The following is a 16,571-nucleotide window of genomic DNA, read 5'->3' on the forward strand; positions in this document are numbered from 1 at the left end:
CGGGGGATACCAGGGGCTCTTCCCGCCCAGGGCGCAGGCTCAAGCTCGCGCCGGGTCGCCGAGCCGAGGTCAAGCGATGGCCGACTGGAATGACGAGCTCACCCGTGAACTGCGGGGCGAGCCCAACAACGTAATCGACATGGGGACCATCGATGCAACTCACTGACCAAACGCAAAACCACGGGCAGACGCTCGGCAGCCTGGTTGTGCAGGAGATGCGGCTGCTGTACGGCGCGAAGTTCGCCCAGCAATGGCAGGGCCTTGCGCCGAAGGAGCTGCGTGAAGCCTGGGATCAGAAGCTGTGGGGCCTGAGTGAGCGGGAAATTCGCCTTGGCCTGGTGGCCTGCCTGGCGCGTGAATGGCCGCCCACGCTACCCGAGTTCTTGCGCCTTTGCCGGCCGTGGACCAACCCAGAGGTGGCCTACCACGATGCGGTGGCAGGCCTGGCCGCGCGCCGCCGCGGCGAAATGGGCCTGTGGGCCCACCCGGCGATCTACTGGTCCGCCGTGGCCGTTGGCCCGCACGACCTGCTGCAGGGCACCTATGGCGCCATGAAAGCGCGCTGGGAGCGGGTGTTCGCAGCTGAGTTGGAGAAAGGCGAGTGGCCCGAGATCCCGCCGGTGCGCGAGGCGCTGCCGGCGCCTGGGCATACTCGCGCCACGCGCGACGACATCGACCCGGAGATGAGGAAGATGGTTGCGAGCGTGAGCCGGCCGAAGAGGAATCAGCGCGAGTGGGCGAATAGGATCCTTGCCGAGCATGCGCGCAAGGGCGGTCGGCGCTGTTCGATCACCGTGCTTGCGATGGCGAAGCGCGCCGCCGGGGTGGAGCTTACCGAAGGGGAGGCCGCGTGATGGTCACGGGCAAGTATTCGAACAAGAAGACCGTAGTGGATGGCCGCACCTTCGACAGCAAGCGCGAGGCGGCTCGCTACCTCCAGCTGCGGGCGATGGAGCGCGCGGGCGCCATCTCGAGCCTCGTGCTTCAACCTAGCTTTGAGCTGATTCCCCGACAGCGCAAGGCGGACGGAAAGATCGAGCGGCCGGTGGTCTACATCGCTGACTTCGCCTATCAGGAGGCCGGAGAGCGCGTCATCGAGGACGTGAAGGGCATGCGGACGCGGGACTACATCATCAAACGAAAGCTCATGCTCGAGCGGCATGGCATCACCGTGAGGGAGGTCGTATGACGATCATTCAGAAGCCGCGCGCGCGGCAGTTCGGGGCGATGTGGGCGGTCTGGTGCGACCTCGTCGGCCCGACCCAGCGCCCGACGCTCGAGGACGCTTATCGCGCCTGGGCCCAACGCCGCGGGTGGCACGCATGAACGCCGAGCTCTGCAAGTGGGAGATGGCGGATCCGGTCAAGATCCTGATGAGCCGCGAGGCTGCCGCCGAAAAGCGGACCTGCGCGGGCTGCCGCCACGCCAAGGAAGTGGCCGACCCGTTCGGGGGCGTCGTCATGCGCTGCCTGAAGGGCCGGCCGCATGGGAAGAAATGTCACAAGTTCGAGGTGAATCGATGAGCCGCCAACTGACCGGCGACGACCTGCTGTGGAACTGGGCCCGCTGGTGCTGGTCCGGCGCCACGGTGGGCAACATGCAGGCGTATGTCTCGTGGGAAGACGATGGGCGCCCGATCAACACCTATCACGCTGAGAAGGTCGCAGAGATGCACGCCGCGTTGCCATGGCACGAGCGCATGGTGCTCATCGCCGAGTACCCTCAGAAGAATGCCATGTTCGGAGCGCTGGACGCGCGCGCCAGGTGCGACGTGGCGCGCAAGTGGATCGCCGAGACGACCGGCGTGGCACTGACGGGCGTGCAGTACCGCCTCTACCTCGGTCTTTTTCGCGACCAAGTCGCACGGAGGCTTGCGTGAAGTACGCGCACGAGGTGATGGACTTGATGGCGGCTTACCCGGAGCGCCGGTTCAAGATGCGCCAGATCATCAATCATGTGGCGCCGCGAGCAGACCCGCGGCAAAGGGCAATCGTGCGCACGGGAGTTTGGCGCGTCCTGCTCACGCTGGAAGAAACCGGTCACATTGCCAGCTCGCGCGAGGAGATTCCTAACGGCGGCCACGCAGAGTATTGGTGGAAAAGCATAACATCGACTTCTGGGAAACCATCTCAGAAACCATCACAATACGTCCGGGCTCTTGCGCCCTGAAGAAATGAAGCCCCGGGCGATAAATCGCTCGGGGCTTCGTGCTTTAAGGCAGCTCGGCCTTTCGCCTAGCAAGAACATCCAGCCGGAGCGCGGCGTGTTGATCAACCGTTCCGGACAGGGTCATGTTTTCTCGCGAAGGTTTTCCGACCAGAGTCAGGCCAAAGTCGTCCAGGCCGAACACGTTCTCCAAGCCGGGTGCGTGGCGGCTTACCTGAAGATTGATCTTTACCGTATTCCCATCCGCACTTACGCCGTAGGTGCCGATGTACGAAAACGAACTGTCTCCACCGAAAGCGCGGCCGCTTTCCAAAACAATCACGCCCGCGCCGAAATCGATACCCGGCCGTCGAAAGCGCACTGTCCACATCGCTTCAAGCATCTCAATCTCCTCAAGGTGCAGAGGAGGGGAAAGTAGCACATCGTAACGTTTTCTGCTACGCGCAGCGAGCGCGCCATCCTTTTCTTCCAGAGGGCAGAGAGAACCGCCGAGCTTCTATTGGGGGGGGGGGGGGGGGATGGGCGCAATCGAGAATTCCATGACTGAAGCAAAGAAGAAACCCGACTGGGAGCGGATCGAATCCGACTACCGCGCCGGCCTGCTGTCCGTGCGCGAGATCGCCGCGTCGCAAGGCGTGTCCCATGTGGCCATTGCCAAGCGCGCGAAGAAGGAAGGCTGGGAACGCGACCTCAACGCCAAGATCAAGGCGAAGGCCGATGCACTGGTTACCAGCCGCACGGTTACCAGGGAAGTTACCAGCGAGCAGGCGGTAACTGACCGGGCCATCGTTGAGGCCAATGCCGAGGTGATCGCCAACATTCGGATGGCCCACCGCAGTGACATCCGACGCGCCCGGACCCTCTGCATGTCGCTGCTCGCAGAGCTGGAAGCGGAGACCGGCGATATCGACCTGTTCCGCGAACTGGGGGACATCCTCCGCAGCGAGGACGACAAGGGCCAGGACAAGCGGAACGACATTTACCACAAGGTGATATCCAGCGCGGGTCGGATCGACAGCATGAAGAAGCTGGCCGAGACGCTGAAGAACCTGGTGGGCATCGAGCGGGAGGCATACGGGATCGCCGAGGCCGCGAAGCTGGAGCTGAGCGGGCCCAACGGTACGCCGCTCCGCGCCAAGGACATGACTGATGACGAACTCGCGGCCATCCTCGCAGGAGGCGGCGCGTGAGCTGCTAATCCGGCGTCGCGCGCGGGCCAGCATCCTGGACTACGCCAACGCTATCGATGTGCCAGGCAAGCCGGTGGATGCCGAAGACCCGGACACGGAATTCTTCGAGCCCATCGAAACCACGATGGCCGATCACCACCGCTTGCTGCTTACCAAGCTGAGCGAGACGAGCCGGCGCCGGCATGGCCGCATGATGGTGTTCATGCCGCCCGGTTCGGCCAAGAGCACGTACGCATCCGTGGTCTTCCCTTCAGCGTTCCTGGGGGAGAAGCCCGGCCGGCGCCTGATCCTTGCGAGCTACGGCGACGACCTGGCGCGCAAGATGGGGCGCCGCACGCGCTCGATCATCAAGCAGCCCCGTTATCGGGGCATCTGGAATGCGTCGCTGACGTCTGAGTCGTCGGCGGCACAGGAATTCGCGCTGTCGAACGGCAGCGAATACATCGCCTGCGGCATCCTCGGCGGTGTCACTGGCAACCGTGCGCACGGGATCATCATCGATGACCCGATTAAGGGCCGCGAGCAGGCCAACTCGGAGACGGTCCGGAAGAAGACCTGGGACGCCTACGAGGACGACTTGAAGACGCGCCTGATCCCGGGCGGCTGGATCGTGGTGATTCAGACGCGCTGGCATGAGGACGACCTATCGGGCCGAATCCTGCCCGACACCTGGAAAGGCGAGAGCGGGCTGATTCGCTGCAAGGATGGCAACGACTGGGAGGTGCTGTGTCTCCAGGCGCGCTGCGAGGTCGACAGCGACCCGCTCGGGCGTGCCAGGGGCGAATACCTCTGGCCAGAGTGGTTCGATCGGCAGCACTGGGCGCAGTTCGAAAGCAACTCGCGCACTTGGTCGTCGCTGTATCAGCAGTTGCCGACGCCGCTGGATGGCGACCTATTCAAGCCGGACCAGATCCAGGTCATCGACGCGCTGCCTGCTGGCCGCATCGACTGGGTGCGGGGCTGGGACTTCGCCAGCACGGACGGCGCGGGCGACTTCACGGCCGGGCCGAAGCTGGGCCGCCTGCCGAGCGGTCAGTACGTGATCGGCGACATGGTTCGTGGCCAGTGGGGGCCAGACCGGCGCGACAAGGCGCTCGAGAACACCGCGGCGCTGGATGGGCGGCAGGTCCGCATCAGCATCCCGCAGGACCCGGGCCAGGCAGGCAAGACGCAGGTTCTGTACCTGACGCGCGGCATGCCCGGCTACCGCATCGTGAGCAGCCCGGAAAGCGGCGACAAGGTCGTGCGCGCCGAGCCGTTCGCCGCCCAGGTCAACGTCGGCAACGTGCTGATGGTGCGCGGCGACTGGAACAAGCCGCTGATCGACGAGATGCGGTCATTCCCCAACGGCAAGCATGACGATCAGATCGACGGGCTCTCACGGGCTTTCGCCGAGCTGATCACCAAGCGGCCGATGCAAATCAACCCCGACGCATTGAGGCGTGCATGAAGCTATTGAACTGGATCCTGCGCAGGAATGCCCTCGTGGCGCCCGCGCCGGCGCCGGGCGCGCGCCGCGAGCCTGGGATGAAGATCAGCCAGGAGGCGCTGGGACGCGCGAATATCGCGCCAGCCGCGCCCGCAGAGGCGCCGAAGGGGGACTTCAAGCGCCCGGCCGTCCCCCCGTTCGTCATCCCGGAGGACAAGAAGGAAGCCCTGCTGGCGATGGACGAGGTCATGAGCCCCGTGTACGCCTACGTGAGCGAGGCGTACGCCGGCATGGGCTTCCTCGGGTATCCGTACCTGGCCGAGCTGTCCCAGCGCCCCGAATACCGCAAGATGTCCGACGTCATCGCCAAAGAGATGACCCGGAAGTGGATCAAGCTCGAGGTGAAGGGCGACGACGACAAGGGCGACAAGCTCGAGATCATCGAGAAGGCCATGCGCCGGCATCGCCTGCGCGCCAAATTCCGGCTGGCCGCTTTGCAGGACGGTCTGTTTGGCCGGTCGCAGATCTACATCGACGTGAAGACGCCCAGCGGCACGCTGGCCTGGGCCGATCCGGACGAGCTGCAATCCATCCTGGTCAAGAGCCCGGCGAAGATTGCCAAGGGCTCGCTGGTGGGCTTCAAGGTCATCGACCCGGTTTGGACGACTCCCTACCTGTACAACAGCGACAACCCGATGCGGGCGGACTTCTACAAGCCCACGTCCTGGTTTGTGCTGGGGCGCCAGGTGCACAGCAGCCGCTTGCTGAACATCGTGTCGCGCGAGGTGCCGGACCTTCTAAAGCCGTCGTACAACTTCGGCGGCATGTCCATGACCCAGCTGGCGATCCCGTACGTCAACAACTGGCTGAAGACGCGCCAGGCCGTGGCCAACCTGATCGACGGCTTCTCCGTGCCATTGTTCCTGACGAACATGGCTTCGATCCTGAGCGGCGACTCTGGCGACGACGTGTTTAGACGCGTCGACGTTTTCAACCGCATGCGGACCAACCGCGGCGCTTGGGCGATCGACAAAGAGAGCGAGGACTTCCGGTTCGAGAACGTGCCCCTGTCTGGCCTGGACGCGCTGCAGAACCAGTCCCTGGAGCAGCTTTCCGTCGTGTCGGGCATTCCGCTGGTCAAGCTGATGGGCATCTCGCCCAGCGGCCTGAATGCCACGGCCGACGGCGAAATCCGGGTGTTCTACGACGACATGCACTCGGCGCAGGAATCGGTGTTCCGCGACCCGCTGCAGCAGTGCCTGGAGGTGATCCAGCTGAGCGAGTTCGGCGAGATCGACCCCGACATCACCTTCAGCTTCGTGCCGCTGTGGCAGATGAGCGAAAAGGAGCTGGCCGAGGTGCGCAAGCTGGACGCGGATACCGGCGCAGTGCTGGTCGATTCCGGCGCCATCAGCCCGCAGGAAGAGCGCGAGCGCGTGGCGGCGGACGAGACGAACGGCTACCACTCGCTGGACATCAGCGACGACGATGACGACGGTCTGCCGGATGCAGTGCCAGGCGCGCAGCCGCCGTTGGAAGACGAACCCCAGGGACAAGCCTATGCCTGACCTCGTATCCCCTACCGGCCGCGAGGTGCCGCTGCGCCCCGTGCACGCCAACCAGGGGATCGAGGCGGCCTACCGCAAGCGCCTGGACCGTCTGATCGACGAGATGCAACGGTCGGTCGTGTACTGGCTGACCGCTGCCTACCGGCGCAACGTGCCGGAGATCGCGCAGGACGAAAGCCCGGCGATGGCGCTGACCAAGATGATGCACCGGCTCGCCAGGCAGTGGCAGCGGCGCTTCGACGAGGCGGCCGAGCCGGTGGCCCGTGACTTCGCCGAGACCTCGATGAGTGCGGCGGACATTTCGCTGCGCAACGCCCTGCGCCAGAAGGGGTTCAGCGTGCAGTTTCAGCTGACCCGGGCGGCCAACGACGTGTTTCAGGCCACCGTGCAGGAGAACGTCGGGCTGATCAAGTCCATCGCCGCCGAGCATCTGCAGGAGGTGCAGGGCATGGTCATGCGGTCGGTGACCCAGGGGCGAGACCTGGAAGGGCTGGTCGAGGACCTGCAGAAGCGGTACGGCGTCACCAAACGGCGCGCGGCGTTCATCGCGCGCGACCAGAACAACAAGGCCACGGCCACCATCACGCGCGTGCGCCAGCAGGGCCTGGGCATCAAACAGGCTAAGTGGCGGCATTCGCGCGGCGGCAAGCACCCGCGCAAGTCGCACCAGGAAGCCGACGGCAAGGCCTACGACGTCGACAAGGGCATGCTCATCGATGGCGAGTACATCCGCCCCGGTGAGCTGCCTAACTGCCGCTGCGTGGCCATCAGCATCATCCCGGGATTCGACGAATGAAACAGCAGAAGCACCACGGCCTGGCCTTGGACCGCGCCACCGTCCGCACGATCGACGCCGACGGCCGGATGCACGTCGAGATCAGCAACATCAGCAAGGCCACGGTCAATCCGTACCGCGGCAACGAGATCCCGGACTGGGAGACGCTGGGGCTTGACCCCAACCGCGTCTACTTCCTGTTGCGGGATCCGGAAGAGCTGGCGCGCGCCGCGCCCACCTTCAACAACATCCCGCTGCTGTCCAAGCACATCCCCGTCTCGGCCGCCGAGCCGCAGAAAGAGTTCGTGGTCGGGGCCACGGGTTCGAACGCCTCCTACCAGGCGCCGTACCTCAAGAATTCCCTCGTCGTATGGGACGCCGTTGCGATCGCGCTGATCGACTCCGAGCAGCAGAAGGAGCTTTCCCCCGCGTACCGCTATCGCGCCGATATGACGCCCGGCAAGTACGAGGGCGTCGCATACGACGGGGTGATGCGTGACCTGTGCGGTAATCACGTCGCGCTCGTCGAAGTGGGCCGGACTGGCCCGGACGTCGTCGTAGGCGACAGCAGTACCCTCAACCCTTCGGAGATCCCGAAAATGAAACTGAGCAAAACCGCCGCCGTCGTCGCCGGGGCACTCGGGGCGCATATCCGGCCCCGGCTGGCCCAGGACGCGGCACTGGGCGACCTGACCCCCTTCCTGAAGGGCGTCAGCCGCAAGAACCTGAAGTCCGAGCAGCCGCGCATCGTGCGCGCCATGCAGAACCACTTCAAGGGAAAGCTGGCGCAGGACGCCGACCTGGAAGACCTGAAAGAGGTCATCGAGGTTTTCACCGACCCGGCCGTCGCGCCCATCGGTGAAGACGAGGACGACGACACCACGCCGCCGGTCGCGCAAGACGACGAGCTGATGGGCAAGATCCGCGAAATGCTGGGCGAGAAGCTTGGCCCGGAAGAAGCCGCCCGCGTCATGGCGGCCCTGGGTGAACCGGCCGCGGCCAACGACGAGCCGCCGCACACCCCCGGCACGCCGCCCGGCCCGGTCACCAAGCAGGCCATGGACCAGGCCCTGGCCAAGGCCACGAAGGCTGGCGAAGAGGCCGCCGTCGCTCGCATGACTGCGATCCGCGCCGCCGAGCAGGAATGCCGGCCCATCCTCGGCGAGATCGTCGCCCAGGACTCGGCCGAGGCGGTCTACAAGATGGCCCTGGACGCCAAGGGCATCGACCTGACCGATACGCCGCCCTCGGCGTACCGCGCACTGGTCAAGATGGCCCTGGCGCAAGACCAGGCTCCGCAACCCCCGCGCGTGGCGATGGACTCGGCCGCTCAGAAGAGCTTCCGCGATCGCTTCCCGCACATCCCCAAGGTGATCTAAATGGGCTTTCAGAAACAGGTCTACATCGAACCCGCCGCCGCGGTTGCCGGCGATTTCGCCAGCTCGAACCCGCGTTCGACCGTGCTGGCCGGCCCTGGCGCCCTGGTGGCTGACGCCGACGGCGTGACGGTGGGCCGCTTCGCCTGGGCGGACGCGGATGGCTTGGTCAGCAATGCCGGCGCCGGCGTGCCCACCGGCTTTGTGCACCGCGAGCAGCAGGCCGTCATCACCATCTGGCTGGCCGAAGCGACCATGGTCGTGCCGGAGGGCCTGGGTGTCACCCTGCACAACCTGGGCGACTTCTGGGCCCCGACCAAGACCGTGGCCACCATCGGCCAGAAGGTCTTCGCCTCGAATACCGACGGCACGATCTCGACCGGCGCCGCGGGCGACACCATCGCCGGCAGCACGGAAACGGACTGGTTCGTCGCCAGCGCGGGCGCGATCGGCTCGCTGATCAAGATCACCTCCACCAACCTGGGGTAATGCAATGAAACGAAACCAAGACCTCGCGCTGCTGGAGAAGCACTTCGGCATCGTGTTCCCGGGCGCTCAGGACTATCTGCCCGACGAGTTCCGGGCCGACTATGGTCTGGCCATGGACGCGGCCGGCCCGCTGGTGACGGTCAGCAACTCGGGCATCCCGGGCTACCTGCTGAACTACATCGACCCCGAGCTGACGCGCGTCCTCACGACGCCGATGCAGGGCGCCGTGATCCTGGGCGAGTCGAAGAAGGGCGACTGGACGACCCTGACCGCCACCTTCCCGGTGGTGGAATCCACGGGCGAAGTGTCGTCCTATGGCGACTTCAACAACAATGGCCGCGCCGGCGCGAACACCAACTTCCCGCAGCGCCAGTCGTACCACTACCAGACCATGACGGAATGGGGTGAGCGCGAGCTGGACATGGCCGGCCAGGCGAAGATCAACTGGGCGTCCGAACTGAACATCGCGTCTGCGCTGGTGCTCAACAAGTTCCAGGACAACAGCTACTTCTTCGGCATCGCCGGCCTGCAGAACTACGGCCTGCTGAACGATCCGAACCTGTCGGCGCCGGTGGCTCCGATCTCGGTCGGCGGCGTGACCCTCTGGTCGGGCAAGGATGGCCAAGCGGTCTACGACGACATCGTGAAGATCTACGGCCAGCTGGTGGCGCAGACGCGCGGCTTGGTCACGCGGCGCGACAAGCTGAAGCTGTGCATGTCGCCCGAGATCGAAGTCAACCTGACGAAGACGAACCAGTACAACGTCAACGTCAGCGACATGCTGGCCAAGAACTTCCCCAACCTGACCGTCGAGACCGCCGTGCAGTACGCCACGGGCTCGGGCCAGCTGGTGCAGCTCATCGCCGACTCGATCGACGGCCAGAATGTGGGCACCGCCGCCTTCACCGAGAAGATGCGCGCCCATGCCATCGTCCGCGACACCTCCAGCTTCAAGCAGAAGAAGTCGCAGGGCACCTGGGGCGCCGTCATCAAGGTTCCGATGGCCATTGCCAGCATGATCGGCGTGTAACGCAGGTCTCCAGCAACGACCAGGGGCGCCAATCCGGCGCCCCTTTTTATTCGAGGAAGAGAAATGCCGACCGTTACCGTCGCGTGCAAGTTGCCCAATGGGCTGATCCTGGACATCCCCGGCGCCAAAGAGCCGGTGGTGCTGAACGGCGCCAATCACCCGGACGCCATCGCAGGCCATGGCCTCACCGAAGTGCCCGCCGACTTCTGGGAGGCCTGGACGAAGTTGTACCCCGACTTCCAACCCCTGAAGAAGGAGCTGATCTTCGCCCAGGGCGGCGAACGCAGCGCCATTTCGAAGGCCAAGGAACGCAAGGGCGAAAAGAGCGGTCTGGAAGGCCTGGACCCCGACAAGCCCGGCAAGGGCCTCGAGCGCGTGCCCGATCAGAAAAACTAGGAGCGGCCCATGGCTGTCGTCGTCTTTGACCCCGCCGAGTTCCGGCAGATCTACCCGTCCTTCACCACGCTCACGGATGCGCAGTTGAGCCATGCCTTCAGCATGGCCACGCTGTATCTGAGCAACAAGGACAGCAGCGCGGTCTCTGACGTCGACGAGCGCAAGGTGCTCCTGTACCTGCTGACGGCCCACATCGCGGCGCTGACCTATGGCGAAAACGGTCAGGGCCAGCGGCCTCTGGTGGGCCGGATCAGCAGCGCTACGGAGGGCTCGGTGTCCGTGTCGGCCGAGTACAACGTGGCGCCGGGCTCGGCGCAGTGGTACGCGCAGACCGGCTATGGCGCCCAGTATTGGGAGGCCACGGCCAAGTACCGGGTGGGGCGCTACCGGCCCGCGCCGACCGGATACGCGGTCCCCGTGGTGATTCCATGGCGACCGTAGGCCTGAAGGGCGGCCAGTCCCTGGTGCGGCGGCTGGAGGACATGGCCAAGAAGCTGGGCGACGGCGGTTCGCTGCGCGTGGGGTTTCTGGAAGGCGCCACCTATCCGGACGGTACGCCGGTCGCGCTGGTGGCGGCCGTCAACGAGTTTGGCCGGCCGGACAGAAACCAGCCTCCGCGGCCGTTCTTCCGGGCCATGATCGCCGAGAAGCAGAAGGACTGGCCGCGCGCCCTGGGTGCTGTGGCCAAGAACAACGACTACGACATCGACAAGACGCTCGGCCAGATGGGCGAGGGCATCAAGGGCCAGTTGCAGGAATCCATCCGGCAGCTGGACAGCCCGGCCTTGTCGCCTGTCACTGTGGCTCGCAAGGGCTTCGCCAAGCCGCTGGTCGATACCGGCCACATGATGAACAGCGTGGACTACGAGGTCGACACATGAACCTGCACGGAATCGCCGGCCCGATCATCGCCGCGGTGAACCCGATGATCGACGGCACGCTGCGCGCCAGCGACGGCTACGAGCCCGGCGTCGGGCGCAAGCAGGTGCCGAAGTACAAGCCGGACGCGGCCGCGCGCCTGCAGGTCCAGCCGCTGAGCGGCAAGGATCTGGCGCACCTTGAGGCCCAGAACATCCAGGGTGTGCAGCGCAGCGTCTATATGCACGGAGACACCCAGGGCGTTGTGCGCCCGCTGGCCAAGGGTGGTGATCTGCTGGTCTTCGGCGGCCATGTATGGCTGGTGACCGTGGTCTTCGAGACCTGGCCCGATTGGTGCAAGGTCGGCGTGACCCTTCAGATGGACGCGGCGCCATGAGCATCCCTGTTTCCCTCACCGAAGACGCGCTGGTCGACGCGCTGGGCGCGTTCGTCGAGGTGATCGTCGGCGACCAGGTGGCGGTGGCGCGCGGGCAGCAGAACCGCGTGCCGCCGCCGGCCGGCCGCTACGTGTACATCACGCCCATCCTGGCGCCTGCGCTGTCGCTTCCGCGCACCACCTATGAGGACGTGCCAAGCGCCGGCACCATGACCCTGACGCGGCCCACCCAATGGAACGCCCAGGTCGATTGCTACGGCGACGGCGCGCAGGACATGGCCCTGGCCATCTGCATCGCCCTGCGCAGCTCCTACGGATGCGACGCTTTGAAGGCGAGCGGCGTGCAGCCGCTCTACACCGGCGAGCCGCGGCAACTTCCGTTCATCACCGGCGAGGCTCAGTACCTGGAACGCTGGTCAGTCGACGCGGTCCTGCAGTTCAACCCATCCATCACCGTGCCGCAGCAGTTTGCGGACGAACTCCACGTGGACCTCGTCGAGGTCGACACTACCTACCCTCCGGGAGCTTAAAGCTATGTCCATTCCCGCCAGTGAAATCGTCCAGGTCGTCCCTGGCGTGATCGGCGCCGGCGGATCGGCGCTCGACCTGAACGGCCTGATCCTCACCACCGATACGGCTGTGCCGGTCGGAACCGTCCGAAGCTTCGCCACGGCGCGCGATGTGGAGCGCTTCTTCGGCACCACCTCGACCGAGGCGACGCTGGCCGGCATCTACTTCAACGGCTTCGACAACTCGACGCGCAAGCCGGGCAACCTGCTGTTCGCCCAGTATCCGACCGAGGCCGTGGCCGCCTACGTGCGCGGCGGCTCGATGGCGTCGACCACCCTGGCGCAGCTGCAGGCCCTGACGGGCGTTCTGACGGTCAGTGTCGACGGCACCCCGAAGACGTCCAGCACGATCAACCTGTCGGCCGCCACCAGCTTCTCGAATGCGGCCTCGATCATCCAGGCCGCGTTCACGTCGTTCGGCGCGTCGTGCACCTATGATGCGCAGCGCGCTGCCTTCGTGATCACCTCGGCCACCGACGGCGCGGCCAGCACCATCAGCTACGGCAGCGGCACGATCGCGGCCGGGCTGAAGCTGACGCAGGCCACGGGCGCGGTGTTGTCGCAGGGAGCCGCCGCGGGCGTGCCGGCCACGAACATGAGCGCGATCACGGACATCACCCAGAACTGGGCGTCGTTCATGACCACTTTCGAGCCGGACACCGACGGCAAGGTCGCCTTCTCGGCCTGGACGAACAGCCGTGGCAATCGCTACGCCTATGTGGGCTGGGATACCGACGTGGCGGCCGCGCAGCAGGGCAGCACTACCAGCTGGGCCGCGCGCATCGCTGCGAACGAGTACTCTGGCTCGGTGCCTGTCTATCAGGACATCCAGCATGCTGCATTCGTGCTGGGCGCCGTGGCGTCCATCGACTTCGCACGCACCAATGGCCGAATCACCCTCGCGTTCAAAGGCCAATCCGGCCTGACGTTCTCGGTGACCGATGCCACCACCGCGCAGACGCTGATCGACAACGGTTACAACTTCTACGGCGACTATGCCACCAGCAACGACCAGTTCCGGTTCTTTTATCCGGGGCAGATCAGCGGCAGCTGGAAGTGGGTCGACGTGTACGTGAACCAGATCTGGCAGAACGCGGCCATTCAGCAGGCGCTGATGACGCTGCTCACGCAGGTGAACTCGATCCCTTACAACCTGGACGGCTACACGCTTATCGACGCAGCTTGCCTGGACCCGATCAACGCCGGTGTGAACTTCGGCTCCATCCGCGCCGGCGTGACGCTGTCGGCGCAGCAGAAGGCCCAGGTGAACAACCAGGCCGGCGTGGACATCTCGGAATCGCTCCAAACCCGTGGCTGGTACCTCCAGATCAAGGACGCTACGCCGCAGGTTCGTGAAGCGCGTGGCACGCCGCCCATGACGTTCTGGTACATGGACGGCGGTTCCGTCCAGCAGATCACCCTGGCCTCCCTGGCCGTACTGTAAGGGCAAAACATCATGACGACTCTGACCAGTGCCAATTCCGTCCTCATGTTGGGCGTGGGCCTCGTCTTCCCTGTGCCGCAAAAGATCGAGGGGTACGGCACCGATGACGCGTTCACTTTCGACGCGGTTCAACTGGCCCAGGCCGTGATGGGGATCGACGGCTACATGTCGGCCGGCTATACCCCCCAGCCTGTGGTTCAGACCATCACGCTGCAGGCCGACTCGCCGTCGAAGTTCATCTTCGAGGCGTGGATTGCTGCAATGAAGACGTCGAGGGAGGTCTTCTATGCGAATGGCACCCTCGCGATTCCGTCCATCGAGCGCAAGTACACGTTGCGCCGCGGGGTGCTGACCCAGGCGCCGCAGGTGCCGACTGCGCGCGCGATTCTTCAACCCATGACGTTCCAGATCACCTGGGAGAACGTCTCGCCTGCTCTGGTGTGATATGGCCCGAAAACAGAAAGCGATCACCATCACCGAGGCCGGCCGCGACAAGGGCAAGGTGTTCCTTATCACCGAGCTCCCGGCCGCCGAGTCGGAAGAGTGGGCCGGCCGCGCTCTTTTTGCACTGATGAACGCGGGCGTGGAAGTGCCTGACAACATTGCGGAGGCGGGACTCGCCGGCATGGCGGCGATTGGGCTGCAAGCGCTCAAGAATCTGAGCTTTGACCAGGCCCGACCACTCTTCGACAAGATGATGGAGTGTGTCGAACTCGATCTGGGGCGCGCAGGCACGCGAAAGCTGCTTGACGATGATATCGAAGAGGTCAGTACGCGGCTCAAGTTGCGCCGCGAGATCATGGCGCTTCACCTGGATTTTTCGGGCGCCGCCGGCCAATCGACTTCGGCATCCAGCCCTGGCACGGCGGCAACCACCGGCTGATTCGATATGCCAACGTGCCGCCGAATGTCGCCGCGGTGATATCTCGGCACCCGGCTATGCTGCACGACCTGCAGACGGTTTACGGTGCCGAGGACCTATACAACCTGCTTGAGGTGATCGCGGTCGACGCGCACAACAGGCGAGTTTTGTCTGATGTGAGGAAGTAGCCATGGCCACCATCCTGGATGCCCTGTTCGTTGAGCTAAAGCTGAACGCCAAGGGTTTTACCCAAGGCATCGGTCAGGTCCAGGCCGGGCTGAAGCAAACTGGCGCGCAATCTGGCGTCGTGTCGCGCCAGATGGAGGCTAATGGCAAGCAGGCTGCCATGGCATTCAGCCGCGTACGCAATGAGGTGTTGGCCCTGCTGGCAGTCTTCACGGCTGGCGTGGGGCTGAAGAGCTTCACCGCGAACACGATTAACACCGCCGCCAGTCTCGGGCAAATGTCCAAAAACCTGGACATGAGCACCGAGCGGCTACAAGCATGGCAGCGCGCGGCTGAACGCGCCGGCGGGTCGGCGGAAGGCATCACGGCCCAGCTCCGGCAGTCAGCCAGCGAGGTCGCGAAGTTCCGCCGGGGCATGAATGCGGAAACGCTGCCTGCCTTCTTCCAGTTTGGGGGAAAGGTCGAAGACCTGAAGGATGGCAACAGCTATCTGCTGGCGCGTTCGCGCATCGTCTCGGAGTTGTACAAGACGGATCGAGCTCGGGCGGCCCTCGCTGCTCAGCTGATGGGCGTCTCAGATGACCAGTTCGACCTGATCAAGCAGGGGCCGGCTGCGATCCAGCAATTGGTCCAGGCCCAGGAGAAGCGCTCCGCTATCTCAGGGAAGGACGCCCAGGACGCGCTTCGCTTGCGTAACGTCTACCTCGATCTGCGTGACACCTTCGAGGCGGTAGGAACCAAGGTCCTGGTTTCGCTCATCCCGACTTTCGAGAAGCTGGCCGGGCGAGCCCAAAAGCTGGGGGACTACCTGCTGGCCAATCGCGAGGGGATCGTGAAGTGGGTGGATGGACTCGTGAACGGATTCGCCGAATTCGCTGAAAAGGCGGACAAGGCCGCGCAGTCGGTGGGCGGATGGAAGAACGTCCTGGTGGGTCTTGCGGCGCTGAAGCTGCTTTCTATCGTTACGCCGATGCTGTCTCTCGCGGGTGCGCTCGCCTCAATCGGGGCATCCCTTGGGATTATCGGCGGGGCATCAGGTGCGGCAGGGGTTGCCGCTCTGGGATCGCTTGCCACAGTGGCTGGCGGTGTTGCACTGGCTACCTACAGCAAGTCGCTTAACGTCGGTGAGAAGGGCCAGCTCGACGCATTGAACAGCCCCGCGCTGAAGAGCAAGAAGGCCCTCGATGCCATCAAGTTCTTTGAGGGGAAGGGGTACTCGCGCGAGCAGGCGACCGGAATCGTCGCGAACCTGATGGCCGAAAGCAACCTTGACCCGAAGGCGATCGGCGACGGCGGTCAGGCGGTCGGCGTGGCTCAATGGCATCCGACCCGGCAGGCGGACTTCAAGAAGGCCTTTGGCATCGATCTGAAGGACGCCAGCCTCGAGCAGCAACTCGCGTTTGTCGACTGGGAGTTGCGCAACACAGAGATCACCGCCATGGAGAAGCTGCGCGCGGCAAAAACGCCGCAGCAGGCCGGAGACGCGGTCTCCCGGTACTACGAGCGTCCTAAGGACCGTGAAGGTGAGGCAGAGAAGCGCTCAGCAGCCGCAGGCGCGCTGTACGCGGCAGCTCACCGCGCAGACGTCGAAGCGGCGGGCAACTCGTCGGCGATGTCGGCGGTGCAGGCCTCTCCGACTGCGACCGGATTGAGTGAGCGTCCGCTGCCGCTTAGCACCGAGAACAACCACGAGGTCAACATAAATGGCCCCGTCACCATCAACACCCAGGCAACCGATGCGCAAGGTGTCGCGCGCGAGTTTAGTGCGCTGGGGGGGAGCCAGAGTCTCGTTAACCAATCCAACACTGGGATGTTCTGATGCCCTCTATCCCATTT

Annotated in this window: 23 protein-coding genes; 22 read left to right on the forward strand and 1 reads right to left on the reverse strand. The window is 64.8% G+C overall.

Annotation, left to right across the window (positions count from 1 at the left end; genetic code table 11):
• Positions 1-152: 152 nt before the first annotated feature.
• From CEG14_RS05625 to CEG14_RS25640, 6 genes are read left to right on the forward strand one after another with little or no spacing between them, the layout of a single operon-like run.
• A complete protein-coding gene (locus tag CEG14_RS05625; RefSeq protein WP_094825391.1) occupies positions 153-854 on the forward strand; it encodes a hypothetical protein in 702 nt (233 codons plus the stop codon).
• On the forward strand, positions 854-1,189 hold the full coding sequence (locus CEG14_RS05630) for a DUF1064 domain-containing protein (RefSeq protein WP_094825392.1): 336 nt from the start codon (positions 854-856) through the stop codon (positions 1,187-1,189). Before CEG14_RS05625 ends, CEG14_RS05630 begins: the two co-directional genes overlap by 1 nt.
• Positions 1,186-1,326 carry a hypothetical protein gene (locus CEG14_RS26270; RefSeq protein WP_179280545.1) on the forward strand — a complete coding sequence of 47 codons (141 nt, stop codon included), beginning with the start codon at positions 1,186-1,188 and terminating at the stop codon, positions 1,324-1,326. Before CEG14_RS05630 ends, CEG14_RS26270 begins: the two co-directional genes overlap by 4 nt.
• On the forward strand, positions 1,323-1,523 hold the full coding sequence (locus CEG14_RS05635; RefSeq protein WP_094825393.1) for a hypothetical protein: 201 nt from the start codon (positions 1,323-1,325) through the stop codon (positions 1,521-1,523). Before CEG14_RS26270 ends, CEG14_RS05635 begins: the two co-directional genes overlap by 4 nt.
• Positions 1,520-1,879, forward strand: coding sequence for a hypothetical protein (locus tag CEG14_RS05640; protein WP_094825394.1), 360 nt, complete (start codon positions 1,520-1,522; stop codon positions 1,877-1,879). The genes CEG14_RS05635 and CEG14_RS05640 overlap by 4 nt, the downstream gene beginning before the upstream one ends.
• Positions 1,876-2,169 (forward strand): hypothetical protein, encoded by a 294-nt coding sequence (locus tag CEG14_RS25640; RefSeq protein WP_143277172.1) that lies wholly within the window; start codon positions 1,876-1,878, stop codon positions 2,167-2,169. The genes CEG14_RS05640 and CEG14_RS25640 overlap by 4 nt, the downstream gene beginning before the upstream one ends.
• Before the next feature lie 43 nt (positions 2,170-2,212).
• On the opposite strand, the gene CEG14_RS05645 is transcribed toward CEG14_RS25640, so the two are convergent.
• Entirely contained in the window at positions 2,213-2,548 is a 336-nt protein-coding gene (locus CEG14_RS05645) for a GrlR family regulatory protein (protein ID WP_094825395.1), read from the reverse strand.
• A gap of 157 nt (positions 2,549-2,705) precedes the next feature.
• Here CEG14_RS05645 and CEG14_RS05650 point away from each other — a divergent pair, with 157 nt between their 5' ends.
• From CEG14_RS05650 to CEG14_RS05725, 16 genes are all read left to right on the forward strand, one after another.
• Positions 2,706-3,356, forward strand: coding sequence for a hypothetical protein (locus CEG14_RS05650; RefSeq protein ID WP_094825396.1), 651 nt, complete (start codon positions 2,706-2,708; stop codon positions 3,354-3,356).
• Complete coding sequence (gene terL / locus CEG14_RS05655) at positions 3,316-4,806, forward strand: phage terminase large subunit (protein WP_094825397.1); 1,491 nt, start codon at positions 3,316-3,318, stop codon at positions 4,804-4,806. Before CEG14_RS05650 ends, terL begins: the two co-directional genes overlap by 41 nt.
• On the forward strand, positions 4,803-6,353 hold the full coding sequence (locus CEG14_RS05660) for a DUF1073 domain-containing protein (protein WP_094825398.1): 1,551 nt from the start codon (positions 4,803-4,805) through the stop codon (positions 6,351-6,353). Before terL ends, CEG14_RS05660 begins: the two co-directional genes overlap by 4 nt.
• Positions 6,346-7,149, forward strand: coding sequence for a phage head morphogenesis protein (locus tag CEG14_RS05665; RefSeq protein ID WP_218831317.1), 804 nt, complete (start codon positions 6,346-6,348; stop codon positions 7,147-7,149). The genes CEG14_RS05660 and CEG14_RS05665 overlap by 8 nt, the downstream gene beginning before the upstream one ends.
• Positions 7,146-8,507 carry a DUF2213 domain-containing protein gene (locus CEG14_RS05670; RefSeq protein WP_094825399.1) on the forward strand — a complete coding sequence of 454 codons (1,362 nt, stop codon included), beginning with the start codon at positions 7,146-7,148 and terminating at the stop codon, positions 8,505-8,507. Before CEG14_RS05665 ends, CEG14_RS05670 begins: the two co-directional genes overlap by 4 nt.
• The gene (locus CEG14_RS05675; RefSeq protein WP_094825400.1) at positions 8,508-8,993 is read left to right on the forward strand and encodes a structural cement protein Gp24; all 486 of its coding nucleotides are present in this window, start codon (positions 8,508-8,510) and stop codon (positions 8,991-8,993) included.
• A gap of 4 nt (positions 8,994-8,997) precedes the next feature.
• A complete protein-coding gene (locus tag CEG14_RS05680; RefSeq protein ID WP_094825401.1) occupies positions 8,998-10,023 on the forward strand; it encodes a DUF2184 domain-containing protein in 1,026 nt (341 codons plus the stop codon).
• 63 nt (positions 10,024-10,086) lie between these two features.
• Positions 10,087-10,419, forward strand: coding sequence for a hypothetical protein (locus CEG14_RS05685; RefSeq protein ID WP_094825402.1), 333 nt, complete (start codon positions 10,087-10,089; stop codon positions 10,417-10,419).
• Between the two features lie 9 nt (positions 10,420-10,428).
• Entirely contained in the window at positions 10,429-10,860 is a 432-nt protein-coding gene (locus tag CEG14_RS05690) for a DUF4054 domain-containing protein (protein ID WP_094825403.1), read from the forward strand.
• Complete coding sequence (locus CEG14_RS05695; protein WP_094825404.1) at positions 10,848-11,300, forward strand: hypothetical protein; 453 nt, start codon at positions 10,848-10,850, stop codon at positions 11,298-11,300. Before CEG14_RS05690 ends, CEG14_RS05695 begins: the two co-directional genes overlap by 13 nt.
• Positions 11,297-11,674, forward strand: coding sequence for a hypothetical protein (locus tag CEG14_RS05700; RefSeq protein ID WP_094825405.1), 378 nt, complete (start codon positions 11,297-11,299; stop codon positions 11,672-11,674). The genes CEG14_RS05695 and CEG14_RS05700 overlap by 4 nt, the downstream gene beginning before the upstream one ends.
• Positions 11,671-12,204, forward strand: coding sequence for a phage neck terminator protein (locus CEG14_RS05705; protein WP_094825406.1), 534 nt, complete (start codon positions 11,671-11,673; stop codon positions 12,202-12,204). Before CEG14_RS05700 ends, CEG14_RS05705 begins: the two co-directional genes overlap by 4 nt.
• Before the next feature lie 4 nt (positions 12,205-12,208).
• Positions 12,209-13,687, forward strand: a complete 1,479-nt coding sequence (locus CEG14_RS05710; protein ID WP_094825407.1) for a DUF3383 domain-containing protein — start codon at positions 12,209-12,211, stop codon at positions 13,685-13,687.
• 12 nt (positions 13,688-13,699) lie between these two features.
• The gene (locus CEG14_RS05715) at positions 13,700-14,131 is read left to right on the forward strand and encodes a phage tail fiber protein (protein WP_094825408.1); all 432 of its coding nucleotides are present in this window, start codon (positions 13,700-13,702) and stop codon (positions 14,129-14,131) included.
• A 1-nt stretch (position 14,132) separates the two neighbouring features.
• Positions 14,133-14,570, forward strand: coding sequence for a hypothetical protein (locus CEG14_RS05720; protein ID WP_094825409.1), 438 nt, complete (start codon positions 14,133-14,135; stop codon positions 14,568-14,570).
• A gap of 169 nt (positions 14,571-14,739) precedes the next feature.
• Positions 14,740-16,554 carry a phage tail tip lysozyme gene (locus CEG14_RS05725; RefSeq protein WP_094825410.1) on the forward strand — a complete coding sequence of 605 codons (1,815 nt, stop codon included), beginning with the start codon at positions 14,740-14,742 and terminating at the stop codon, positions 16,552-16,554.
• Positions 16,555-16,571 lie beyond the last annotated feature (17 nt).

It is taken from the genome of Bordetella genomosp. 1 (assembly GCF_002261335.1).
Lineage (GTDB): Bacteria > Pseudomonadota > Gammaproteobacteria > Burkholderiales > Burkholderiaceae_B > Bordetella.

Bases quoted from the DNA above. Each gene is read 5' to 3' on its own strand.
- CEG14_RS05625 (WP_094825391.1), top strand. From the start codon at position 153: ATGCAACTCACTGACCAAACGCAAAACCACGGGCAGACGCTCGGCAGC.
- CEG14_RS05630 (WP_094825392.1), top strand. From the start codon at position 854: ATGGTCACGGGCAAGTATTCGAACAAGAAGACCGTAGTGGATGGCCGC.
- CEG14_RS26270 (WP_179280545.1), top strand. From the start codon at position 1,186: ATGACGATCATTCAGAAGCCGCGCGCGCGGCAGTTCGGGGCGATGTGG.
- CEG14_RS05635 (WP_094825393.1), top strand. From the start codon at position 1,323: ATGAACGCCGAGCTCTGCAAGTGGGAGATGGCGGATCCGGTCAAGATC.
- CEG14_RS05640 (WP_094825394.1), top strand. From the start codon at position 1,520: ATGAGCCGCCAACTGACCGGCGACGACCTGCTGTGGAACTGGGCCCGC.
- CEG14_RS05645 (WP_094825395.1), bottom strand. From the start codon at position 2,548: ATGCTTGAAGCGATGTGGACAGTGCGCTTTCGACGGCCGGGTATCGAT.
- CEG14_RS05650 (WP_094825396.1), top strand. From the start codon at position 2,706: ATGACTGAAGCAAAGAAGAAACCCGACTGGGAGCGGATCGAATCCGAC.
- terL (WP_094825397.1), top strand. From the start codon at position 3,316: ATGACGAACTCGCGGCCATCCTCGCAGGAGGCGGCGCGTGAGCTGCTA.
- CEG14_RS05660 (WP_094825398.1), top strand. From the start codon at position 4,803: ATGAAGCTATTGAACTGGATCCTGCGCAGGAATGCCCTCGTGGCGCCC.
- CEG14_RS05665 (WP_218831317.1), top strand. From the start codon at position 6,346: ATGCCTGACCTCGTATCCCCTACCGGCCGCGAGGTGCCGCTGCGCCCC.
- CEG14_RS05670 (WP_094825399.1), top strand. From the start codon at position 7,146: ATGAAACAGCAGAAGCACCACGGCCTGGCCTTGGACCGCGCCACCGTC.
- CEG14_RS05675 (WP_094825400.1), top strand. From the start codon at position 8,508: ATGGGCTTTCAGAAACAGGTCTACATCGAACCCGCCGCCGCGGTTGCC.
- CEG14_RS05680 (WP_094825401.1), top strand. From the start codon at position 8,998: ATGAAACGAAACCAAGACCTCGCGCTGCTGGAGAAGCACTTCGGCATC.
- CEG14_RS05685 (WP_094825402.1), top strand. From the start codon at position 10,087: ATGCCGACCGTTACCGTCGCGTGCAAGTTGCCCAATGGGCTGATCCTG.
- CEG14_RS05690 (WP_094825403.1), top strand. From the start codon at position 10,429: ATGGCTGTCGTCGTCTTTGACCCCGCCGAGTTCCGGCAGATCTACCCG.
- CEG14_RS05695 (WP_094825404.1), top strand. From the start codon at position 10,848: ATGGCGACCGTAGGCCTGAAGGGCGGCCAGTCCCTGGTGCGGCGGCTG.
- CEG14_RS05700 (WP_094825405.1), top strand. From the start codon at position 11,297: ATGAACCTGCACGGAATCGCCGGCCCGATCATCGCCGCGGTGAACCCG.
- CEG14_RS05705 (WP_094825406.1), top strand. From the start codon at position 11,671: ATGAGCATCCCTGTTTCCCTCACCGAAGACGCGCTGGTCGACGCGCTG.
- CEG14_RS05710 (WP_094825407.1), top strand. From the start codon at position 12,209: ATGTCCATTCCCGCCAGTGAAATCGTCCAGGTCGTCCCTGGCGTGATC.
- CEG14_RS05715 (WP_094825408.1), top strand. From the start codon at position 13,700: ATGACGACTCTGACCAGTGCCAATTCCGTCCTCATGTTGGGCGTGGGC.
- CEG14_RS05720 (WP_094825409.1), top strand. From the start codon at position 14,133: ATGGCCCGAAAACAGAAAGCGATCACCATCACCGAGGCCGGCCGCGAC.
- CEG14_RS05725 (WP_094825410.1), top strand. From the start codon at position 14,740: ATGGCCACCATCCTGGATGCCCTGTTCGTTGAGCTAAAGCTGAACGCC.